Source organism: Amycolatopsis alkalitolerans, from assembly GCF_006152065.1.
GTDB lineage: Bacteria > Actinomycetota > Actinomycetes > Mycobacteriales > Pseudonocardiaceae > Amycolatopsis_E > Amycolatopsis_E alkalitolerans.
Map to the genome: position 1 here is coordinate 104,958 of NZ_VDFW01000017.1, position 20,197 is coordinate 125,154.

The window sequence follows — 20,197 nt, forward strand, 5'->3', positions numbered from 1 at the left end:
TCCTGACACTTCGACGCTGGAGCGATCCTTCATGTCCACTTCCGTTGCCGCGCCCGCGCGCGGCCGATCGGCGCTCGCGCTGATCCTCGCCGGCATCCTGTGGGGTACCGGTGGCCTGTCCGGCAGCCTCCTCGCGGAGAAGGCGCACCTCAGCCCATTGCCGGTGGCGACCTACCGGCTGCTGCTGGGCGGGTGCGTCACCGTGCTGTTCGTGGTGCTGACCGGCCGCCGTCCACAGTGGACGGTGCCGGTGCTGCGCCGGCTGCTCGTCGCCGGCGCGCTCATCGCGCAGTTCCAGGCCTGCTACTTCGGCGCGCTCACGCTGACCTCGGTCAGCATCGCCACGATGATCACGATCGGCAGCGTGCCGGTGTTCGTGGCACTCGCCACGGCGGTCCGCCATCGTCGGCTGCCCGGCGCGTTGACGGTGGTCTCGATGACGGCCGCGGTGGCCGGGCTGGTCCTGCTGACCTGGTCGCCGCAAGGCATCCCGGGCGGCGGGCGGCTGCTCACCGGCGTGACGCTCGCGCTCGCCGCGGGGGCCGGGTTCGCCACGCTGACCGTGGTGACCCGCCGCCAGGTCGACGGTCTGGATTCCTTCTGCACCACCGCGTTCGGCCTGCTGATCGGCGGGATCCTGCTGCTGCCGTTCGCGCTCGGGTTCGGGATGGCGATCCCGCTGCGCGCCGACGTGCTCGCGGTCGCGCTGTACTTCGGGCTGGTGCCGACGGGAATCGCCTACGGGGCGTACTTCCTCGCCCTGCGGACAGCGGCACCCGTCGTGGCGGCGCTGTCGGCGTTGCTCGAACCGCTGACGGCGGCGGTGCTGTCCGCGGTACTGCTGCACGACGAGCTGGGCGCGACCGGCTGGACCGGCGCCGCGCTGCTCGTGGCCGCACTCGCGATGAGCTACCTGCGCGAGTGATCCGCCTACTCGGCCGCATGCTCCAGCGGGAGCGTGCGGCCGAGGATGGCGAACGGCCGGGGATCGCCGGCGAAGTGATAGTCCCGCAGGACATCGGCGAAACCCATCCGCCGGTACAGCTTCCACGCGCGGCTCGGCCCTTCCGGCGTGGACAGCAGGACATGCCGGTTCGGCACCTGCGCGAGCAGGCGCCGCAACAGGTTCTCGCCGATGCCCGCCGCCTGGTTGCGGGGCCGCACGTGGATCTCGGTCAGCTCGAAGTAGTCGGCGAGCCAGCGTGCCGCGGTCTCTTCGCCGCTGCTCTTCACCAGGCCGCGGCGCACCTGCTCATGCCACCACTGCCCGGGGTTTCCGCGGTAGCCGTAGGCGATCCCGAGCATCGTGCCGTCCGCGTCGAGTGCGGCGTAGCAGCGCCAGCCGTCGCGCAGCGCGTGCGTGAGCCACATCGGGGCCCGCTGTTCGGCGGTGCCCGGCGGGTACCGCATCGCTTCAACGTAGATGTCCAGCGCCTCCCGCAGACGTGTCCGGAACTCGTCGGCCGTCAGCGGGACGAACTGGGTCGACACCGTGGTCATGTACCCACCTCTGCGGCGCGTCCCCCCGTGAGCGCCACGAGTTCGGCGAAGCTGGTCGGGAACACCGACTTGGCGTGCCCGGCCGCGGCCCAGATCTCGCCGTACCCTTCGAGCGCCGTGTCCACGATCGTCTCGATGGGCGCCGGGTGGCCGACCGGGGCCACCCCGCCGATGACCTGACCGGTGTGCTCCTTCACGAAGCCCGGGTCCGCCTTCTCGACGGCGGTGGCGCCGGCCAGTTCCGCGAGCCTGCCCGTGTCCGCCCGGTGGGCGCCGGAGGTCAGCGCCAGCAGCGGCGCGGTCCGGCCGGGGAACACGGCCTTGAAGACGAGGCTGTTCGCGATCGCGCCCACTTCGACGCCGAGCGCTTCCGCCGCCTGCACCGCCGTGCGCACTTCGGCGGGCAGGATGCGGATGCCAGCCGCGGCACGGTGCTGGCCCGCTTCCGCCAGCGTCGCGGCGACTTTCGCGATCGCGGGGTGGTCGAAGCTCTCCATACTGCCTATCAGATCACGGACGCCGCCTGCGGGCGACGGTGTATCCCCTTTCCGGAACGCGTGAGCAGCAAGCCGGTCGCGAGCCCGGCGAAGACGACGACGATGCCGATCCAGACGAGCGGTCCCGGCAGTTGCCCGCCGGTGAGCGCGGCGGCGACGGGCGCGACGCCGGTCAGCAGCCCGCTGCGGCCCGGTCCGAGCTTCGCGACTGCCGAGTACCACAACAGGAAGGCGACCGCGGTCACGAGCACCGCGAGATAACCGATCGCGCCCCACTGGACGGCGGTGAACCGGACCGTGCGTTCCGTCGCACCGCCGAGCACCGCGAAGATCACCGCGCCGAGCCACACCGAATGCACCGAGACGCCCCACGCTCCATGCCTGGTCAGCACCGGCACAGCCAGGAGGGTGAACCCGGCTTCGCACAGGAGCGCGACCGCGGCCCATCCGACGCCGATCGCGTCCGCGCGCCCGGTGCCCTCGACGAGCACGCAGCCGATCGTGACCACCGCGGCGGCGGCGAGAACCTGCCGGTGCGGCCGTTTGCGTTCCAGGAGCGGGCCGACGAGGGCGAGCAGGACGGGCACGCACGCGACCGCAACCGCGATGACGGCGGGTTCGGCGTGCTCGACGCCGCGCACGACGGCGACGTTGAACAGCACGAGCCCGCTCGCGGCGACCCCGGTGAGCCACAGCCATTCCGCCCCGCGCGGGCGCACGATCCGGGCGCCCGTGACCTTGGCGAGTGCCAGCAGGATGAGGGAGGCGGCGGCATACCTGATCGCCTGCGCGGTGAACAGCGGCGCGGTGACGAGGGCGCGGGACACCCCGGCGCTGCTGCCGACGAACACCATGGCTATCGCTCCGGCCAATGCCCTGTTCATGAGCCCAGCCTGTCGGCACAATGGCCCTGTGGACAGGTCCAAACTCACTCACGATGACCGGTCCATAACCGGTGCCGACTTCCTCCAGTTGAACCTCACCGACGCGCCGCCGGGCCGCCTCTCCGACTGGCTGACGCGGCGGCTGCGGAGCGCGATCGCGGACGGCCGCCTGGCGGTCGGCGCGCGGCTGCCGGCGACGCGGGTGCTGGCCGAGGAGTTGCGGGTGTCGCGTGGCGTGGTCACCGAGGCCTATCAGCGGCTGACCGAGGAAGGGCACGTCTCCGGGCGGGGGCGGGCGGGCACGATCGTCGTCGCCGCCCCGGTTGCTCTGCCGGAGCCGGTGCCGCCCGCGCCGCTGACCTCGTTCCCGGTCGATTTCGAGTCCTTCCGGGAGGTCTCCGCCCCGATCGACCTGTCGCCGGGAGTGCCGGATCTCGCCGCTTTCCCGCGTTCGGCGTGGTTACGCGCCGAGCGCACCGTCCTGGACGGACTGTCCCCTTCGGACTTCGGGTACGGCGATCCGTGTGGTGCCCCGGTTTTCCGCCGGGCGGTGGCGCGCTGGCTGGCGCGCTACCGCGGTGTCTCGGTCGATCCGGACGAGGTGATCATCGTGTCCGGGGTCGCGCAAGCGCTCGTGCTGCTCGCGAGAATCCTGCCGCCCCAAGGTATTTCGACCATCGCGGTGGAAGATCCCGGTTCGCTGGGCGCGCGGGAGCAACTGCGGAAGTGGGGGATGCGGACGCCGCCGGTGTCCGTCGACGAGGGCGGGCTGCGTACCGGCGAACTCCGCGACAGTGGCGCGCCCGCGGTGCTGCTGACCCCGGCGCACCAGTTCCCGACCGGGGTCGTGCTCGATGGGGCGCGCCGGCGCGAGCTCATGCGCTGGGCCGGCGACGGCGGGCTGGTCATCGAGGACGACTACGACGCCGAGCATCGTTACGACCGGCCGCCGGTGCCGGCGCTGCGGTCGATGCTCGCCGAGCACGTGTGTTACGCCGGCAGCGTGTCCAAGCTGCTTGCCCCGGCGCTGCGGGTCGGCTGGCTCATCGTGCCGCGGAAATACCGTGCCGCGGCGGTCGCCGCGAAACGTGAGGCCGATCTGGGCAGTTCCGTCCTGCCCCAGCTCGTGCTCGCCGACTTGATGGAATCGGGCGAGCTGGAGCGCCAGTTGCGGTTGCTGCGCCGCCGCCATCGCCGCCGCCGGGACGTCCTGATCGCGGCGTTGCGGGAGCACCTGCCGGACGCCCGGGTGCACGGCGCCGCGGCGGGGCTGCATCTGATGGTCACCTTCGACGGCAAGTTCGCCGATGTCGAGGTGGCCGCGGCGGCGCTCGCCCACGGGGTGAAGGTCCAGCCGCTGTCGTGGCACCGGCAACGGCCGGGCCCGCCGGGCCTGGTCCTCGGCTACGCGGCGAGCGCTCCCGGCGACCTCGAACGGGGAGTGGCGGCGCTGGCTTCGGTGCTGTGAGCATCACCGGATCGGGACTTGAACGAACACGTGTTCGAAGTTAGTCTGGGAGCTAGTCGAACACAGGTTCGACGGCCGGTGGAGCGCTCGCCGGGGCGGCGCCCGGCGTGGGGACGGGGGAAGCGTCTCGGCGCCGGGCGCCGCTGCCACCAGTAAGAACAGGGAGGGGCAATGTCCATTGCCGCCGTCGCGTCCCGGGCCGATCGCGTTCAGCCCCAGCTGCCGCTGCCGGTCCGGCCGCCCACAGCGCCCGCTGCCGTGGCACTGCTGAACGAGGCGAGGCACGGTCTCGCCGAGGCCGAGCAGGCCACGGATCCGGTGACCAAGTTCATCTCGTCGTATCTGGCCGCTCTGCGTGCGGGCGCCGCCGTGCTCGCGGCCCGCGGCCGCCCGCACCGTGGCCGTGCCCGCCCGGCCAGCGTCTGGGTCCTGCTGGAGGCGGCGGCGCCCGAACTGGCCGAATGGTCGGCGTTCTTCGCCGCGAACTCGGCCGCCCGCGCCGCTGCCCAGGCCGGGATCACCCGCCGCATCACCGAACGGTCCGCGGCGGAACTGTGCCGTCAGGCCGGCCGGTTCCTCGAACTCGCCGACCGGGTGGTGCATCCGCGTCCCGACGCGGTCCGCGAGTCCGCCGCGGGCCGCCACCGGTGATGGCCGGCCAAGCCCTGATCGACCACGGCCGGTTCGCCGAAGCGCTCGGGATAGAGGTGGAGTTGCTGCTCGGCGCCGCGCGCTCGGCGCCGCCCGGCACCCGGGTGCCCACCTGTCCCGGGTTCACGATCGGCGAGATCGTCCGGCATGTCGGCGGGCTCTACCGGGTGGCACGCCAGTGGATCGTCGAGGGGCGGGCACCCGGGGGCTGGCAGGAGAGCCCGGCGCCCGGACAGTCCACTGAGGACTATCTGCGCGCCGGTCTCGCCGAGTTGCTCGCCGAGCTGACCGCGCACAGCCCGGACGCGTATGCGGCGAGCTGGTGGCCGGCGGACCATACCTACGGGTTCTGGTGGCGGCGCGTGGCGCATGAGACCACCATCCACCGGTACGACGTCGAGCAGGCCGCGGGCGAGCCGACCGCCGAAATAGCCGAGGATTTCGCGGTCGACGGGGTCGACGAAGCGCTCACGGTATGGTTCGGCCAGCGGTTGCCGATGCTCGGTCTGTCCGGCACCGCACGACATTCGGTCGCGGTCAGCAGCGGTGGGCATCACTGGATCGCGCGGGCCGGTCCTGGCTTCACCGAGGCCTGGCGCTGCTCGGCGGAAGAGACCGGTAGGGCCGATGGCCGGGTCTCGGCGCCGCCGGTGGCCATGTACCTGTGGGTGTGGGGCCGCCTGAACCATCGCGATGTCGAATGGTCAGGCAGTGATGATGCGATCGCCCAGCTGTGGGCCCTGATGCGATTGGCCACCAGATGATTCCGGCGCGTGGGGAAGCGTTGCCGGACAACGGTTCCCGGTGACGTCAGGCACGGCATCCTGGCGTCACCGGGTCACCACATCGCCCGACGTCGGGCGCGGCGTGCCGCGTTTCTTCGCCCCCCCCGCCAGATGGCAGCCGGTCCGGAAATCGTTGAGTTCACGGTCCATGTCGTCCGGCTGGTCGACGCCTCGCTTGGAAACTGTCCCCACGGCCGACGTCGTAGCCCGCATCGGACGGGTGCGGGTGAAGAGCCGGATCCATCTCGACCTGCCGGAAGCTCGCCGGAGGATCAGCGGGCGAAGGTCCAGCAGGCTCGACCCGGCCACGGTCGGCGGTTGGGGTTCCCGGTGCACCCGATTGGGTCACCCGGCCACGAGTTCATCCGGATCAACCAGGCTTGAACGCTGTTCGGAGGCTTGTTTCGGAGGCGTTGCCAGGGCGCGCACAACGCTGACAAGGGCGAAACACGTGCGTCCTCAGCCAGCAACAAGCCTGCGGGATTGTTACCGAATGGAGATTCGACCTGCCAGACGGCAGCACGTCGCTGAACTGCCCGGAGCGTGGCGGTCAGCCATCGACGAGGGACCGGCGTCCGCCACCTGGCGGCTGCGGATCCGGATGGAGGACCACCCGGGCATGCTGGCGCGGATCGCGATCCGGATGGCCGATCTGGAATGCAACATCCTCGGCCTGGCCGTGCTGCCCGTCCCGGGCGGGGTGCTCGACGAGGTCGTGATCCGTCCGGCCAGCGGGCTGACGAAAGAGCAGCTGATCCGCGCCATCCAGGACGAGGGTTGTGAATGCTCGGCGATCGCGGACGCCGACGTTCACGAGCTGGTCGACCCTTCCGCGGCGGCGTTCACGGCGGCGAGCCGCGCGGTCGATGACCCTTCGCGGTACGCCGAGGTCCTGCGCGAGGTGCTCGCCGCCGACCTGGTGACCGTCGTGCCGTTGGCCGAGGCCAACCCCGCGCGGACCGAGGGCGGGCACCGCGCCACGTTCGCGGTCGACGGCGCGACGGCACTCGTCGCACGGCGGCGGTGGTCGCCGTTCGTGCAACTGGAGCTGGCGCGGGCGGAGGCGCTGCTCGGATTGCTCGACAGCGTGCGCGCCAACGTCGCGGGCCAGGCGGTCGCGACGCTGACCGACGGGACGTCGATCGTGCTGAGACAGGGGCAGCCCGGAGACGCCGACGCCCTCTCCGCGCTGCACGAACGTTGTTCCACGGAAACGCTTTTCCAGCGCTACCACACGGGTATGAGCACGATGCCGCGCCGCTGGCTGCACCGGCTCCTGATGCCGCCCCGGGGGATGAGCGTGCTCGCCGTGTGCGGGCGCGAGGTGATCGGGCTCGGGCAGCTGATCCCCGGCACCGGTGAGATCGCGGAGATCTCGCTGCTGGTCGACGATTCGTGGCAGCGCATGGGGGTCGGCACGGCCCTGATGGCGCGGCTCGCGGTCATCGCCGCGTCGCGCGGGCACCGCCGGCTGCTGGCGGTCTCCCTGCCCGGCCGCGACGGCATCTTCCGCACCGCACGGCGCGCCGGCCTCGCCCCGGACCACCCGGAGGAAGAAGGCCTCCTGCGCATCACCATCCCCGCCGCGCTCACCCCCCGCCCCCGCCGCTGACCCACCCACCCCGCCCCCACGCCGAGTTCGACGTTCAGGACGCCGAGTTCGACGTTCAGGACGCCGAGTTCGACGCGCAGGATGGTGAGTTCGACGTTCATGACCGCGAGTTCGACGTTGAGGGGCGCGAGATCCGAATCGGGGCGGAGGGTTCGACGTTCAGGGTTGTGGGTTCGGTATTCGGGCGGCGGGTTCGATGTTTGAGCTGGCGAGTTCGACGTGCGGGGCCGTGAATCCGACGTTCGGGAGGGTGAGTTCGGTGTTCAGGGCGGTGAGTTCGGCGTTTGGGATGGTGAGATCTACCTTCGGGACGCCGCGACCGAAGTTCGGGAGATCGGGTCGAGCACGTCGCGGGTTGTGCTCGCCGCCCCGCGTGGGTACCAGCCGTTGGCCGTACGCCCGGCTGCCGGCGGTCAGCGACGCCAGAACCAGTCTTTGCCGCGGGCCTGTCGCAAGGCCTCGCGCTTTGTCTCCTTGGCCAGGCGGTCGAGGTAGAGCATGCCGTCGAGGTGATCGGTCTCGTGCTGAAGGCACTGCGCCAGCACGTCCTTCCCCTCCACCACGATCGGTTCGTTGTCCACATCGACCCCTCGCACCACGGCGCGTACCGCCCGGTTCACGGGGAAGGTCAGCTCGGGCACGGAAAGGCAACCCTCGTCGATGCCGTGCCGCGCCTCGGACAGCTCGGCTATTTCCGGGTTGATCACATACCCCGTCAACCCGTCGACGTCATAGCTGAACACGCGCAGCCCCACACCGATCTGCGGCGCGGCCAGCCCGGCCCGCCCGGCCGGTTTGACCGAATCCAGCAGGTCGGTCACCAGCGACCGCAGAGTCTTGTCGAAGCGCGTCACCGGATCGCAGACCGTCTTCAGCACCGGATCCCCGAAATACCGCAAATCCCGCATCGCCATCGCGGTCACCCGTCCTTCCCGCCGCCGGAGGAGTCTACGACCTGCGATCACGCGCGCAGGCGGAGTCCCTTCGGCGTCGCGCGGAAGCCCGCTTCGCGCAGCACGTCGGCCAGGGCAGAGGTCAGCGCGTGCTCCCCGTCCGCACGCTGGACCGCGAGCTGGCCGAGCCAGCCCTCACGGACGGCGCGCGACAGCGCCTGCGCCGCCGAACGCAGTACCGGGTCATCGTCCGTGAACGACAGCAGGGATTTGCCGCCGCGTTCGACATACAACGCGGGCACGCCGTCGACGAGCACCACGAGCGCGCCCGCCTTGCGTGCCGGGCGATGCTTCGTTTCGCCGACCGGCGCCGGCCACGAGAGCGCGGCCCCGTACGGCTGAGCCGGATCCGTCGCCGCGAGCACCACCGCATCGGCCGGGCGCCGCCCGCCCGCGGTGTCCGAGAGCGCCCGCAACCGGTCCACCGCGCCGCGCGCGGCGAACTGCGCGGCGCCGAGCCCCTCGATGACATAACCGCGGATGACCTGCCCGGAATCCTCCATACCGCGAAGAACCTTATAGATCCCGGAAAAACCGCCGGTGACCCGCTCTGTCTCGAGCGCACCGCGGGTCAGCACCCCATGCCGCTCCAGGAACGCCTCCGTGCGGGCATAGGTGCGCCTGGTCGGATCGCTTTCCCGCAGCGGCGTCGGCCCCCACCGCCCGGCCACCGTCGGCGGCCCCGTGCGCGACGGCATCGCCGGCCGCCCCGCCCGCATCCGCGCGTAGCGGCCGCGCGGGGCCGACCGCCGCGGCTTGTGCGCCGCGCCCCGGCCCGAGACCAGCGCCCGCAGCGGGCTCAGCGTGTCCCCGGTGACCTGACCCGACCACACCAGATCCCACAACGCGGCAACGACTTCGCCGTCGTTCGGCGCCTTCTCGACCAGCAGCGTTGCCCGGTCCACAAGCTGCCGGAAGAACAGCGCGCCACCGTCCAAAGCGGACAGGATCGCCTCGTGTAACGGACCGGTGGGCGCGTTCTCCTCGATCTCCGGCAGCAGCAGATCGGCCACATCGGACGGTGCGAGCGCGACCCAGCCGTCCCCGCCCGCGAGCGAACCGCACCCGGCCCAGGTGACCTCGCCCGCCGTCGTGAGCTCGTCCAGCAGCGCGGGGTAGTAGCCGGGAAGCCTGCTCGGCAGGATCAGTGACTCGACCGCGCTCGCCGGCAGCGGCGCTCCGGCGAGTTGCTCGACCACCGAAAGCACGTCATCCGCGGTCGGTGCCGCACGCGTCCGCGCTCCGATGCCATGCCACGACGGCAGGAACCGGCCCAGCGCCGCCGGTTCGACCGGCTCGACCTCGGCCCGCAACCGCGCCAGCGAAGCCCGCCGGAGCCTGCGCAGCACCGCCGCGTCGCAGTACTCCACCCCGGGCCCGGGCGAATGTTCGACTGGGCTCAGCTCGCCCCGCACCACACGCCCCTCGGTGGTCAGCCTGTCCAGCACCCCGGAGACCACCGCCGTGCCGAGCCCGAACCGATCCGCCGGTTGCCGCGCGGGGAACGGCCCGTGCGTCCGCGCGTAGCGGGCGAGCAGGTCGCCCAGCGGATCGCCGACCGGTTCGGTGAACGCTTCGGGTACCCCGATCGGCAGTGCCACGCCGAGCGCGTCCCGGACGCGGCCCGCGTCTTCGATCGCGAGATACCGTTCCTCGCCACCGATCCGGACCTGGATCGCTCGCCGCTCCTTCACGAGATCGGTCAGCCAGCCCGCCTCGATCCCGCGGGCGGCGGCCTCATCGATCGTCAGATCTCCGAGGAACCGCAACAGATCCGCGGCGTCTTCCGCGTCGCGCGCGTGCCGCTCGGGCTCCAGGCGCTGCAGCGACCGCTCGACCTGGCCGACCACCTCCGGATCGAGCAGCTCACGAATCGCCTCCGTGCCGAGGAGTTCCGCGAGCAGCGCCGAGTCCAGCGCGAGCGCGGCCGCCCGCCGTTCGGCCAGCGGGGCGTCCGTCTCGTACAGGAACATCCCGACGTAGCCGAACATCAGGCTGCGCGCGAACGGCGACGCCGACGGGGTTTCCACCTCGACCAGCCGGACCCGCCGGGCGCGCACGTCGGTCATCAGCTCACGCAGGCCGCCGACGTCGTAGACATCCTGCAGGCACTCCCGCATCGCCTCGAGCACCACCGGGAACCGCTCGTACTTCGCCGCCACCGCCAGCAGCTGCGACGCGCGCTGCCGCTGCTGCCACAACGGCGTACGCCGCCGGGGATCGCGCCTCGGCAGCAGCAGCGAACGAGCGGCGCATTCGCGGAACCGGGCCGCGAACAGCGCCGAACCGCCGACCTCCGCCACGATCAGCTGCTCGACCTCCTCCGGGTCGATCAGCACGTCGTCCGCGCCGATCGTCACGTCGGCGCCGTCCTCGTCCAGCGCGTCGGGCAGGCGCAGCACGATCCCGTCGTCGGAGTGCATGACCTGGGCGTCGACTCCGCGGTTCTCCCTCAGCCGGGCCGCGATCGCCAGCGCCCACGGCGCGTTCACCTGCGCGCCGAACGGCGAGTGCAGCACGATCCGCCAGTCACCGAGCTCATCCCGGAACCGCTCCAGCAGGATGGTCCGGTCATTCGGCACATGCCGGGTCGCGACGCGCTGCTCTTCGATATACGTCAGCAGGTTGTCACAGGCTCGCTCGTCGAGCCCGGCGGATTCGGCGCGGGCACGGGCCTTGTCAGTGTCCGAACTGGACAGTTCGCGGACGAACGCGCCGAGCGCGCGCCCCAGCTCGAGCGGCCGTCCCGGCGCGTCACCCTTCCAGAACGGCATCCGCGCCGGCTCGCCGGGCGCGGGCACGACGATCACGCGGTCGTGCGTGATGTCCGTGACCCGCCACGACGACGTGCCGAGAAGGATCGTGTCCCCGACGCGGGATTCGTACACCATCTCCTCGTCGAGCTCACCGACGCGCGACCCCGGCCTGTCCTCGCCGCCCGGGGTCATCACCGTGAACAGGCCGCGATCGGGGATCGTGCCACCGGAGGTGACCGCGAGCCGCTGCGCACCCGGCCTGCCCCGCAGCTGCCCGGTCACCCTGTCCCACGTGATGCGGGGCCGTAGTTCGCCGAACTCCTCGCTCGGATACCGTCCGGCGAGCATGTCCAGTACCGCCAGCAACGCGTCATCAGGCAGGGCGGCGAACGGCGCCGCGCGGCGCACCGTCGCGCCCAGCTCCTCGACCGTCCACGGTTCGAGCGCCACCATCGACACTACGTGCTGCGCCAGCACGTCCAGCGGGTTGCGCGGGTAGCGCACCGCCTCGATCGCGCCGCTGGTCATGCGCTCGGACACCACCGCGCACGACACCAGGTCGCCGCGGAACTTCGGGAACATCACGCCGGTGGACACCGCGCCGACGTGGTGCCCGGCGCGGCCGACGCGCTGCAGCCCGGACGCGACCGTCGGCGGCGCCTCGATCTGCACCACGAGATCGACCGCGCCCATGTCGATACCCAGTTCGAGTGAGGAAGTCGCGACGACGCACGGGAGCCGCCCCGACTTCAGCTCTTCTTCGACGTGCGTCCGCTGCTCACGCGACATCGACCCGTGGTGCGCCCGTGCGATCGTCGGCGCGGCACCGGTGGTGAGCCCCGACTGCCCGATCGCTTCCGCCGGAAAACGCTCCAGCTCCTTGTGCTCCGCGGCGAGCTCGTTCAACCGGGCCGTGAGCCGTTCGGTGAGCCGCCGCGAATTGGCGAACACGATGGTGGACCGGTGTGCGCGGATCAGCTCCAGCACCCGCTCCTCGACCGCGGGCCAGATCGACGGCCGTTGCACCGCCGCGCCGGAGATTTCTTCGTTCGTGCCGATGCCGCCTTCCGAGGGCAGCGGCAGCGAGTCCACCGGCGAGGACGGCGCATCCAGATCGGCCATGTCCTCGACCGGGACCTCGACCCGCACCTCGATCGTCTTCAACGGTTTCGGCTGCACCACCCGCACCGGCCGCCCGCCGCCGAGGAACGCGCTCACCTCGTCGACCGGACGGACCGTCGCGGACAGGCCGATCCGTTGCGCGGGACGGGAAAGCAACCCGTCCAGCCGTTCGAGCGACAGCGCGAGATGGGCACCGCGCTTGGTGCCGGCCACCGCGTGCACCTCGTCCACGATCACCGTCTCCACCCCCCGCAGCGACTCGCGCGCCGAGGACGTGAGGATCAGGAACAGCGACTCCGGCGTGGTGACCAGGATGTCCGGCGGGGTGCGGGCGAAGGACCGCCGGTCGGCCGCCGGGGTGTCACCCGTGCGCATGCCGACGGTGATGTCCGGTGGCGTCTGCCCGAGCCGCCGCGCCGCCTGCGACATACCGGCCAGCGGGGCGCGCAGGTTCCGCTGCACGTCCACGGCCAGCGCCTTCAACGGCGAGACGTAGAGCACCCGGCACCGCTTCGCCGCGTGCTCCGGCGGCCCCTCGGCTGAGAGCCTGTCCAGCGCCCAGAGGAACGCCGCGAGCGTCTTACCGGACCCCGTCGGCGCGACGACCAGCGCGTGCTCACCCGCCTGCGCCGCCCGCCAGGCACCCACCTGCGCGTCGGTGGGCGCGGCGAAGGCCCCCGTGAACCAGTCCCTGGTCGCGGGGGAGAACTCCTCGAGCACTTCTGCCACGTCTCCATCATTACGCGACCCACCGACAGTTTCCTGATCCGACCGAAAGTAGGCCGAGCCGCACGAACCGCAGGTGGACCGCCGCAGCGGATATGGCCGTGGCTGTGGTCGGGTCAGGAAAGATCAGCACAGTCGCACGCGCGGTGCGCGCGAGCATGGCAACATCACGTCCGACCTGGGAGATCGTGAGGGGAGAGCCGTGCGGATCCTGTCCGTGGATCTCGGTACGTCCAACACCGTCGCCGTCCTGTCGGCACACGGCAGGCCGCCGCGCGTGGTCGAGGTGGACGGCGCCGCGACCATGCCGTCCGCGGTGTTCGCCGCCGAGGACGGCACGCTGCTGGTCGGCCGTGACGCCGAGCGGCGTGCCCGCCTCGATCCGACCCGGTTCGAGCCCAATCCGAAGCGCCGTGTCGACGAGCAGACGCTGTTGCTGGGCCAGGACGTGGTCCCGGTGAACGAGACGCTGGCCGCCGTGCTGCGCCGGGTGCTGGAGGAAACGACGCGCCAACTCGGCGGCGAGCAGCCCGACGAGCTACGGCTGACCCATCCCGCCGAGTGGGGTCCGCTCCGCCGCAACGTCCTGCTCACCGCGGCGAGGCTGGCCGGGTTCCGCGGCCCGGTCCATCTCGTGCCCGAACCGGTCGCGGCGGCGGCGCACTTCGCGTCCTTCCCCGGCCGCGCGCTCGCGCCGGGACAGTCGCTCGCCGTCTACGACCTGGGCGCCGGCACGTTCGACGTGGCCGTGGTCGGCGCCACCCAGAACGGGTTCACCGTCCTGGCCGAGGACGGTCTGCCCGATCTCGGCGGCCTCGATGTGGACCAGGCGCTGATGGTGCACGTCGGCCGCGAGGTCTCGCATCGCGACCCCCAGCGGTGGCAGCGCGTGCTCCGCCCGGAGTCCACCGCGGACCGGCGTACGCGGCGTGCGCTGCAGGAGGACGTGAAGGCGGCGAAGGAGGCGTTGTCGCGGCTTCCGCAGACCGAGGTTCCGATGCCCGAGCCGTTCGCGGACGTCCTCGTCACGCGTGGCGAACTCGAAGCGCTCGTACGCCCGGCGATGCTGCGAAGCGTCGAACTGCTGGCGCGGACCGTCGCCGCGGCCGGGCTGACCCCGGACCGGCTGGTCGGTATCTACCTTGTCGGCGGGTCGAGCCGCCTGCCGCTGGTCGGGTCGATGATCTCGGAGAAGCTCGGCGTGGTGCCCTCGAGCCTGGACCAGCCGGAGACCGCGGTCGCGCTCGGCGCGCATCACGTGACCGGCGACGGTATCAGCATGCGCACCCAGAACGTGGAAGGCCAGGTCGCGGCCACCGTGCCACCGCGGTTCACGCCGCCGCCGGCGCAGTTCCAGTTCCCGGCGAACTTCCCCAGCTATCCCGCGGCCCCGCAACCCAAGCGCGGCAGGAAGAAACCGATCATCATCGGCGCCGCAGCGGTGGTGGTGCTGCTTGCCGCCGGGCTGACGTACCTGCTGTGGCCGTCGAGTGCGGCGACGACGTTCAGCGCCGGGCAGTGCGCGCAACCGGGCCAGGTCGACGCGAAGGGCTTCACCGGGTGCTTGCGACAACTGGCCGGGAAGATCGCCGACACCTCGCAGTGCGTCCCCGGTGCGGGCAGCGGCGACATCGCTCCGCCGTCGGGGGAGAACCTCGGCGTGCTCACCACCTGCTCGGCGCCCGCGCTGGCCGGGGCACAGATCACCTACGTGCACGCGACGGACGCGGCCGCGCTGAAGGAGTACACCGACCGGCTGCTCGCCTCGGTGGGCGGGGACCAGGTGCGGGCACCGTGGAAGGGCAACGGGCTGACCGGCGGCTACTCCTCGGCCGGAGGCCGGGTCTCGGCGGTGCTGGTGTTCACGGTCGCGGACCGGCCGCTCGCCGGGGTGATCTACCAGAAGGCGGGCAGCGGGCAGACCGCCTCGAGCGCGTCCCAGCTCGCCGACTACTTCGAACAGACGGTCCAGCCAGGGACCTAGCGGCGGTTGCGCATGTTCCACAGTGCGCGCAGGGCGACTACGAGCGCCGCCACGAGTACGGCGATCGAGGCCACGGTCAGCGCGGTCTGGCTGCTCACCCCTTCACAGTAGGCTTGTCGTCGATGCGCATCACAGTGTTCCGAAGGTTGATGGCGGAAGAGTTCGGGCCGGGCCGGGCCGACGTCCTGGCGAAGGACCACGTGTTCAGCGGGCTCGGCGGGCGGACGGTCGAGCAGGCGCTGGCCCAGGGCGTCCCGGCGAAGGAGATCTGGCGCGAGGTGTGCCTGGCCTTCGACGTGCCCGCCGAGCGCCGCTGAACGGAAAAGTCTCCTCGAAGGTGTGTCGCTCCTTGCGTCGAACACGTGTTCGTCTAATGTGTTGTCCACATCGGGGTCAGCTGTCCACAGATCGCCCGGCGCGATCAGGAATTGTCGGCCCTCGCCCGTAGTGTCGGGCCCAACAGCTCAAAACCCGAGACAAGCCCCACAGGCTTCCGACCGACGAGGTGGAATCAATGGCTCCCGCAGCCCCCGACAAGGACAAGGCACTCGAGCTCGCGCTCGCCCAGATCGACAAGCAGTACGGCAAGGGATCGGTGATGCGCCTCGGTGAGGAGGGACGCGCACCGATCGAGGTGATCCCCACCGGAGCCATCGCGCTGGACATCGCGCTCGGCATCGGGGGCCTGCCCCGCGGCCGGGTCGTCGAGATCTACGGCCCGGAGTCCTCCGGTAAGAGCACGATGGCCCTGCACGCCGTGGCCAACGCGCAGAAGGCAGGCGGGATCGCCGCGTTCATCGACGCGGAGCACGCGCTCGACCCGGAGTACGCCAAGGCGCTCGGGGTGGACACCGACGCGCTGCTGGTCTCCCAGCCCGATACCGGTGAGCAGGCGCTGGAGATCGCGGACATGCTGATCCGCTCCGGTGCGCTGGACGTCCTGGTCATCGACTCGGTGGCCGCGCTGGTGCCCCGCGCCGAGATCGAAGGTGAAATGGGTGACTCGCATGTCGGTCTGCAGGCCCGCCTGATGAGCCAGGCGCTGCGGAAGATCACCGGTGCGCTGTCGAACTCCGGCACCACCGCGATCTTCATCAACCAGCTGCGTGAGAAGGTCGGCGTCATGTTCGGGTGTTTCAACTATGCCACCCGAGTGACACTTGCTGATGGTACTCAGGAGAAGATCGGCAAGATCGTCAATCAGAAGATGGATGTCGAAGTTCTCTCCTATGATCCGGTGACCGACCGGGTCGTACCGCGCAAGGTGGTCAACTGGTTCAACAACGGACCGGCCGAGGAGTTCTTGCAGTTCACTGTGGAGAAGTCAGGTGGGAACGGCCGGGCTCAGTTCGCCGCCACCGAGAACCACCTGATCCGCACGCCGGGCGGCTGGCGCCATGCGGGTGAACTTACTGCCGGCGATCGCGTCATGGCTGCTGAGAAAGAGCTTCTCTCCGACCAGCAGTGGCAGGTCGTGTTCGGTTCCCTCATGGGAGACGGGAATATTTCGGCCAACCGTCGTGATCGGGCTGGAGTCCGGTTCCGGATGGGGCACGGCGCGGCGCAGGCGGGCTACCTGGATTGGAAGGTTTCGTTGCTGGGGAACATCCCCTGCGCTCGCACCGCCAATGCCAAGGAAGCGGTGTTCGCTGACTTCACCCCCTTGCCGGAGCTGCACGAACTGCGGCGAGCCGTCTACTTCGGAGACGGTAAGAAACACCTGTCCTGGGACTACTTGAAGGCGCTGACCCCGCTCGCGCTGGCCATCTGGTACATGGACGACGGCTGCTTCACCGTGCGCTCCAAGGGAGTGCAGCAGCGTACGGCCGGGGGAAGTGGCCGGATCGAGATCTGTGTGGAAGCCATGGGAGCGGACACTCGCGAGCGTCTGGTGTCCTACCTGCGCGACACCCATGATCTCGATGTGAAGCTCACGTCGCGGGGCGCTCGTGGAGTGGCCGTTCTCCAGTTCTCCACCGCCGGGACGGCGCGGTTCCAACAGTTGATCGCGCCGTACGTGCATCCTTCGATGGAGTACAAGCTGTTGCCGCGCTTCCAAGGGCAGTTCAAGGTGAAGCCCGAGTTCGTCGAACCCAAGATGCGCCCGGTGCCCGCACGGATTCTGGATGTCCACGTCAAGCCGAAGACCCGGTCGATGAACAGGTTCGATATCGAGGTCGAGGGCAACCACAATTACTTCGTCGATGGCGTCATGGTGCACAACAGCCCGGAGACGACCACCGGTGGTAAGGCGCTGAAGTTCTACGCCTCCGTGCGGCTCGACGTGCGCCGGATCGAGACGTTGAAGGACAGTGGCGAGGCGGTCGGTAACCGCACGCGTGTCAAGGTCGTGAAGAACAAGGTCGCCCCGCCGTTCAAGCAGGCCGAGTTCGACATCCTCTACGGCCAGGGCGTCTCCCGCGAGGGCTCGCTCATCGACATGGGTGTAGACCAGGGAATCGTGCGCAAGTCCGGCGCCTGGTACACCTACGAGGGCGACCAATTGGGGCAGGGCAAGGAGAACGCGCGAAGGTTCCTGCGCGACAACCCCGACATCGCGAACGAGATCGAGAAGCGGATCAAGGAGAAGCTCGGCATCGGCGCCCAGGTCGACGCCGAGGAGGCTGCCCCGGCGCCCGTCGAGTTCTAAGCGCGAGATCTACGTTCGCGGCGCCGAGTTCGACGTTGGGGACGATGAGTTCGACGTTCGCGGCGCCGAGTTCGATGTTCGGGACGATGAGTCCGACATACGCGTCGGGGAGCGGGGTCGAGGAGGACCATGCCGAAGGTCGATCCGGCCGAGTTACCGCCCGATGAGGCATGGAAGAAGGCGAAGGAGGCCTGCTTCGGCCTCCTCGCCGTTCGTGCCCGGACCAAGGACGAGCTCCGGCAGGCGTTGCGGCGCAAGGGTTTCGACGATGAACTCGGCGAGCGCCTGCTGGGCAAACTGGACAGCTCCGGGCTGGTGGACGACGCCGCATTCGCCGAGCAGTGGGTTCGGTCGCGGCATGCCTACCAGGGCCTGGCGCGCAAGGCGCTGGTCGCGGAGCTGAAACGCAAAGGTGTGGACGGAGATATCGCCGTCCAGGCCGCGGGGGAGATCGACCGCGAGTCGGAGGAGCAGCGCGCCCGCGAACTGGTCCGCAAGCGACTCCGGTCGATGACCACCGTCGACGAGCAGACCGCCATCCGCCGCCTGCTCGGCACTTTGGCTCGTAAGGGGTACCCGCAAGGCCTTTCCTACGCGGTAGTCCGCGAAGAACTGAAGAACGCCGGGCCGGTTCCACCTCGCTCGACGATGCCGTCCTCGACTGACATCCGCTCATGCCGCGGCAGGGCCCGGTGCGTCTGCGGTTAGGCTGAGTCAACCGGCGACTCGCCTGCGGAGACGGGTGAGCCAACCTCGGTGCGCTTGCGGTCGGGGGCTGAGTCAAGCCCGACCCACCCGCGGTTGGGACTGAGTCAAGCCCGGCGCGCTCGTGGTTCTGGCTGGGTCAACCGGTGACTCGCCTGCGGCTAGGGGTGAGTCAATCCCCGCCGCCCGCGGTCGGGGGCTGAGCCAAGCCCGGCCCACCCGCGGCCGGGAGCCGAGTCAACTATGACCCGCCTGCGGCGCGGCTGGGGCTGGGCCGGAGCCAGGAGGTCAGCCGACGATGGTGGTGGCCTCGATCTCGACCAGCACGTCGGGCCCGAAGACATAATCGACTCCGATCAGGGACGTGGGAGGAAGCGACAGAGCCAGCCCGATCTCCTCGGCAACCTCCGGCGCTCACCTTCGAGCAGCCCCCGCCAGGGTTACTCCGCCGCGACCGGGACTCCTTCGGCGTTGAGCCGTCTCGGGTCCAGCGCCGATTCGAGGGGCCGCCGAACCCACCAGTCGCCCGTTTCGCGGCGCTCGGCCGGTGTGGTGAAGCGGTACCGGAACAGCCGCGCTCGCACGAAGGTCGGGCGCTCACCGCGGAACGGGTCGTGCCGGAGCAGTTTCAGCATGGCGCGGTCGGCCACCAGGAGCTTGCCCGCAAGTCGCTCCAGCCAGGATTCGCCGTACCGGAACGAAAGGGGGACGAACCACAGCATCCAGTCCAGCCGCAGGTGATAGGGCGCCACCTGCCGTGGCCGTCGCCGGGGATCGCCGGGTTTGCCTTTGAACTCGTACTCGCGCCACACCGTGGCGGGCGTCAGGTCCGGCTCATCGGTGCCTTCGAAGACAAGCTCGTGCCGGACCGTGCTGATACTGCCGAACGCGCCGTACGTGTTGACCAGATGCAACCGGTCGAAGCTGAAGTTCATGATCTGCCCGCGTGAAACCAGGTTCCGTGCCGGGCGATAGCTCAACCCCAGCACCAGGGCGGTCACGGCGAGCACCACGACGCGATACCACAGCGGCGGTTCCGCCAGCGGCGGCGGGGAGAACGGCAGCAGCTTACTGTCCAAAGCAGACACCGCGATCGTGATGGTCAGCACGTTCAGCCACGAGAAGTTCCCGCTCGCCACCAGCCAGAGCTGTGTCACGATCATGACGGCGGCGGCGATCCCGCTCGCCGGCTGCGGAGCGAACAGCGCGAACGGAACGACCAGTTGCGTGAAATGGCTCGCCAGCGCTTCGAGCTTGTGCAGCGGTTTCGGCAGATGGTGGAAGTACCAGCTCAACGGCCCGGGCATCGGCTGCGTCTCGTGGTGGTAATACAAACAGGTCAGATCACGCCAGCACCGGTCGCCGCGCATCTTGATCATGCCGGCACCGAACTCCACCCGGAACAGCAGCCACAGCAGCAACCACAGCACGGGCACCGGCGGCGCCATCCCCGCCGGGCCAAGGAAGATCGCGAGGAACCCGGCCTCCAGCAGCAACGATTCCCAGCCGAACGAGTACCAGATCCGCCCGACGTTCACCATCGACTGGTACAGCACCCACGGCACCGCCCACACCACGAGCGAAACCCATACCGGCGCCGAATCGGCCACCCCGAACACCAGCGCCGCCGTGACCAGCGCACCGGTCCACGCGACCGCCGCGAAGAACCGGTCCGAGTAATGGAAGTGGAAGACGCTCGGCGCCAGGCGGAAAGGCACGCGCGCCACGAGTTGTGGCACGGGCAGCAGGCCGCGCGTTCCGATGAGCGCGCGGAACTGGTTGAGCGCCACCAGGAACGCGATCAGGTAGATCGCGGCGAGCATCCGCTGGAACGCGAGCCTGGACGCCCAGTAGTCAGGGTCGGTGAACCAGTCCCATCCCACGGCGGTCAGGCTACTGCGGCC

The 20,197-nt window shown here is 70.3% G+C and carries 14 protein-coding genes and 4 pseudogenes; 11 read left to right on the top strand and 7 right to left on the bottom strand.

Features of this window, described 5'->3' with window-relative positions; genetic code table 11:
- Positions 1-31: 31 nt before the first annotated feature.
- Entirely contained in the window at positions 32-925 is an 894-nt protein-coding gene (locus tag FG385_RS19910; protein ID WP_139098276.1) for a DMT family transporter, read from the top strand.
- Between the two features lie 5 nt (positions 926-930).
- On the opposite strand, the gene FG385_RS19915 is transcribed toward FG385_RS19910, so the two are convergent.
- Genes FG385_RS19915 through FG385_RS19925 form a run of 3 tightly spaced genes read right to left on the bottom strand, consistent with a single transcriptional unit; the run spans position 931 to position 2,881 of the window.
- Positions 931-1,500 (bottom strand): GNAT family N-acetyltransferase, encoded by a 570-nt coding sequence (locus FG385_RS19915; RefSeq protein WP_139098277.1) that lies wholly within the window; start codon positions 1,498-1,500, stop codon positions 931-933.
- Positions 1,497-1,997 carry a YbaK/EbsC family protein gene (locus FG385_RS19920; RefSeq protein WP_139098278.1) on the bottom strand — a complete coding sequence of 167 codons (501 nt, stop codon included), beginning with the start codon at positions 1,995-1,997 and terminating at the stop codon, positions 1,497-1,499. Before FG385_RS19920 ends, FG385_RS19915 begins: the two co-directional genes overlap by 4 nt.
- An 8-nt stretch (positions 1,998-2,005) precedes the next feature.
- Positions 2,006-2,881, bottom strand: coding sequence for a DMT family transporter (locus tag FG385_RS19925; protein ID WP_139098279.1), 876 nt, complete (start codon positions 2,879-2,881; stop codon positions 2,006-2,008).
- Positions 2,882-2,909: 28 nt separating this feature from the next.
- On the opposite strand from FG385_RS19925, the gene pdxR reads away from it, so the two are divergent.
- The 3 genes from pdxR to FG385_RS19940 all read left to right on the top strand — a co-directional run bounded on the left by pdxR (position 2,910) and on the right by FG385_RS19940 (position 5,764).
- On the top strand, positions 2,910-4,349 hold the full coding sequence (pdxR, locus tag FG385_RS19930; protein WP_235022673.1) for a MocR-like pyridoxine biosynthesis transcription factor PdxR: 1,440 nt from the start codon (positions 2,910-2,912) through the stop codon (positions 4,347-4,349).
- A 171-nt stretch (positions 4,350-4,520) separates the two neighbouring features.
- Entirely contained in the window at positions 4,521-5,000 is a 480-nt protein-coding gene (locus tag FG385_RS19935; protein ID WP_139098281.1) for an SAV_6107 family HEPN domain-containing protein, read from the top strand.
- Positions 5,000-5,764 carry a maleylpyruvate isomerase family mycothiol-dependent enzyme gene (locus FG385_RS19940; protein ID WP_139098282.1) on the top strand — a complete coding sequence of 255 codons (765 nt, stop codon included), beginning with the start codon at positions 5,000-5,002 and terminating at the stop codon, positions 5,762-5,764. The genes FG385_RS19935 and FG385_RS19940 overlap by 1 nt, the downstream gene beginning before the upstream one ends.
- A gap of 66 nt (positions 5,765-5,830) precedes the next feature.
- Here FG385_RS19940 and FG385_RS34915 read toward each other — a convergent pair whose 3' ends face one another.
- The gene (locus FG385_RS34915) at positions 5,831-5,977 is read right to left on the bottom strand and encodes a hypothetical protein (protein WP_235022674.1); all 147 of its coding nucleotides are present in this window, start codon (positions 5,975-5,977) and stop codon (positions 5,831-5,833) included.
- A gap of 301 nt (positions 5,978-6,278) precedes the next feature.
- On the opposite strand from FG385_RS34915, the gene FG385_RS19945 reads away from it, so the two are divergent.
- The gene (locus tag FG385_RS19945; protein WP_139098283.1) at positions 6,279-7,397 is read left to right on the top strand and encodes a GNAT family N-acetyltransferase; all 1,119 of its coding nucleotides are present in this window, start codon (positions 6,279-6,281) and stop codon (positions 7,395-7,397) included.
- A gap of 413 nt (positions 7,398-7,810) precedes the next feature.
- Here the strand turns inward: FG385_RS19945 and def are convergent, their stop codons facing one another.
- Both def and FG385_RS19955 read right to left on the bottom strand, forming a co-directional pair.
- Positions 7,811-8,311 (bottom strand): peptide deformylase, encoded by a 501-nt coding sequence (def, locus tag FG385_RS19950; protein ID WP_139098284.1) that lies wholly within the window; start codon positions 8,309-8,311, stop codon positions 7,811-7,813.
- Positions 8,312-8,358: 47 nt separating this feature from the next.
- Positions 8,359-12,957 (bottom strand): ATP-dependent helicase, encoded by a 4,599-nt coding sequence (locus tag FG385_RS19955; protein WP_139098285.1) that lies wholly within the window; start codon positions 12,955-12,957, stop codon positions 8,359-8,361.
- A 199-nt stretch (positions 12,958-13,156) separates the two neighbouring features.
- Here FG385_RS19955 and FG385_RS19960 point away from each other — a divergent pair, with 199 nt between their 5' ends.
- From FG385_RS19960 to FG385_RS19975, 6 genes and pseudogenes are all read left to right on the top strand, one after another.
- On the top strand, positions 13,157-14,938 hold the full coding sequence (locus tag FG385_RS19960) for an Hsp70 family protein (RefSeq protein WP_139098286.1): 1,782 nt from the start codon (positions 13,157-13,159) through the stop codon (positions 14,936-14,938).
- A gap of 122 nt (positions 14,939-15,060) precedes the next feature.
- Positions 15,061-15,255: a DUF3046 domain-containing protein gene (locus tag FG385_RS19965; protein WP_139098287.1), complete on the top strand. Its 195-nt coding sequence runs from the start codon at positions 15,061-15,063 to the stop codon at positions 15,253-15,255.
- A gap of 197 nt (positions 15,256-15,452) precedes the next feature.
- Positions 15,453-16,070: pseudogene (recA, locus tag FG385_RS35440) on the top strand (recombinase RecA); the annotation flags it as partial.
- Positions 16,062-16,922 (top strand): annotated as a pseudogene (locus FG385_RS35445) (intein-containing recombinase RecA); the annotation flags it as partial. The pseudogenes recA and FG385_RS35445, both read left to right, overlap by 9 nt.
- A 141-nt stretch (positions 16,923-17,063) precedes the next feature.
- Positions 17,064-17,588: pseudogene (locus tag FG385_RS35450) on the top strand (intein-containing recombinase RecA); the annotation flags it as partial.
- A gap of 129 nt (positions 17,589-17,717) precedes the next feature.
- A pseudogene (locus FG385_RS19975) lies at positions 17,718-18,253 on the top strand (regulatory protein RecX).
- Positions 18,254-18,733: 480 nt separating this feature from the next.
- On the opposite strand, the gene FG385_RS19985 reads toward FG385_RS19975, so the two are convergent.
- On the bottom strand, positions 18,734-20,176 hold the full coding sequence (locus tag FG385_RS19985; protein WP_139098289.1) for a lipase maturation factor family protein: 1,443 nt from the start codon (positions 20,174-20,176) through the stop codon (positions 18,734-18,736).
- Positions 20,177-20,197 lie beyond the last annotated feature (21 nt).